Here is a 2,119-nt window from a genome sequence, read left to right as displayed (position 1 = left end):
ATCAGGGGGTGTTTTTTTATGAGGTAGATTGCTTAAGCAAATATTTTCAGTACTGCATCGACAAGTACCCACAGGATTGCAATGGCAACGATTGGTTCTACAATTTTAGACCAGGTTGGTGCATTGACTACAGTGACTTCTTCAACGTCATGTTCCTGGTGGTGAGTATTCTGGCTGACCATCTGATTAAACTCCTTCATCGTTGCCTCCAATGATATATCTTCTTGTGGCACGGGTTTAGAGCCTTTCAGTTCTAATAGGTTATTTGTTGTCCAAACCCAATCATCTGCCTGACCGGAAAGATGTTCGATCTGGCCGTATAGCAATTCCTGAATACTGTTTAAATTGTGGTTGCCTGTATCATGTAATTGTTTGAGTTCGAGCAACTGTAATTTAAAAATTTCAAACAGACTTTCTTCCTGTTCTGTACGGGAAAGTTTGGATTCATTTGAGGAAACTGTAGAAAGGTGACGGGCAATTTCCTGAATATAGAGATCATCAGGATGATTGATTTCGGTATAGATTTTCTTAGGGTCAAGACGCCATTCAGAGATGAGCTTGCCTAAAGTCAGTGCGCTGAGTTCAGTGATATAAGCGCGGCGTTCCTGCTTCGGATACTGACTTAGAAGCTCAGGCTTTTGAGTTTCTATCTGTTCAACAAAATATTGTACTAAATCAAAAGCCATTCACTTACTCCATTTTTATTTAATCTAATAACCTTAGGCTTGGTTTTTTCTTAGGTTGTTCGGTTTTTTCTTCAGTGGTTGATTTTAAAGCATCTTCTTCAATTTGTGTATGTTCATATTCATTTGGATCGAAGAATAAACCTTGACCGTTTTCACGCGCATAGATACCGAGTACTGCTGGCATAGGTACGTAAATATCACGTGATACGCCGCCAAAACGGGCAGAAAAGGTAATTGCATCATTGCTCATGTGTAGCGCATGTACAGCATGTGGCACGATATTCAGAATGATCTGACCATCCTTCACAAATTGCTCTGGAACCATGGTATTTGGGCGAGTTGCATCTACCAGCAGGTAAGGGGTCATATTGTTGTCACAGATCCATTCATAGATCGCACGGGCCATGTATGGACGTGTAGGCATAAGCTGGAATTCCTGTTCAGACATAATCTTTCTCTACGAATGTGTTAATAGGGATGAATAGCGGTTTTTTTCTTGTAGGGTCATCGATTTGATAAATGCTGGACGACTAAAAATCCGCTGACAATATAAATGGAATGGACGGCATTGCTGTTGAGGTAATTCTATACCCATACTCGGCAAACGGATAAATATTGGTGCCAGCATGCAATCCAGGATGCTGAATTGTTCAGACATGAAATAAGGAAAATGCTGAAATAACGGCATCAATGAAATTAGGATATCGCGTAGCTGTTTTTGCGCTTTTGCTTTTGCAGCTGAATCTAGAGTATCCGGGTGTTTGAGCATAATATCCGCTAGCTTTAGCCAGTCATGTTCAAAGCGCCACAGGTACTGTCGTTGCTCTGCACGCGGCATCGGCGCGTCAGCATACAGCTTATTCTGCCGGTAACGGTCATCAATATATTCAGAGATAATCGGGGTGATAAACAATTTTAGATCATTTTCGATCAGCATGGGCAGCTGATTATAAGGATTCAGGCTGGCCAGATCTTCATCATCGTGATCCACTAAAATCAGGTTATATTTAATCTGTTTTTCGGCAAGTACGTAGCGAATCCAATGGGAACGAAAGTCATCGGCATGGCTGTATAAGGTGAGTCCTTGAAGAGGCGCGCTTTCGACTGACATAAATCCTGAGTATATTTTAGTGAGTAAAATAGGATACTAAAAATCAACCTAAAAAGCACGAAGCATAAAACATCATTGGGCGTTAAGCTGGGTAGAGTATTAGAAAAAAATGTATGGAGTAGAACAAGATGATGATCAAACTGGCGTTGATTCTGCTACTGATTTTAATTGGTGTGATTAACTATTATTTAACCAAGTCCTTCTGGTGCCATGAAGGGGTATGGGGCAAAGACGTGCATGAACAATAAATAATGAGTGAATAAGTGGTTTTTTAAGAGATATAAAAAAACCCTGGATAAACCAGTAATGCCAGTCAGTTAAG

3 protein-coding genes are annotated in these 2,119 nt (G+C 40.5%); all 3 read right to left on the bottom strand.

Annotation, left to right across the window (positions count from 1 at the left end; translation table 11 throughout):
• Positions 1–32 precede the first annotated feature (32 nt).
• The 3 genes from GW12_RS06000 to GW12_RS05990 are packed head-to-tail and all read right to left on the bottom strand — an operon-like array spanning position 33 to position 1,797.
• On the bottom strand, positions 33–686 hold the full coding sequence (locus GW12_RS06000) for a hypothetical protein (protein WP_034584835.1): 654 nt from the start codon (positions 684–686) through the stop codon (positions 33–35).
• A gap of 19 nt (positions 687–705) precedes the next feature.
• Positions 706–1,134, bottom strand: a complete 429-nt coding sequence (locus GW12_RS05995; protein WP_034584833.1) for a ClpXP protease specificity-enhancing factor — start codon at positions 1,132–1,134, stop codon at positions 706–708.
• A gap of 9 nt (positions 1,135–1,143) precedes the next feature.
• Entirely contained in the window at positions 1,144–1,797 is a 654-nt protein-coding gene (locus GW12_RS05990) for a glutathione S-transferase N-terminal domain-containing protein (RefSeq protein ID WP_034584830.1), read from the bottom strand.
• Between the last annotated feature and the right edge of the window lie 322 nt (positions 1,798–2,119).

Origin of the sequence: Acinetobacter sp. HR7, from assembly GCF_000773685.1 — a bacterium.
GTDB classification, from domain to species: Bacteria; Pseudomonadota; Gammaproteobacteria; order Pseudomonadales; family Moraxellaceae; genus Acinetobacter; species Acinetobacter thermotolerans.
Note: the sequence above shows the minus strand (reverse complement) of the source record. Positions and strands in the feature narration are given on the sequence as shown.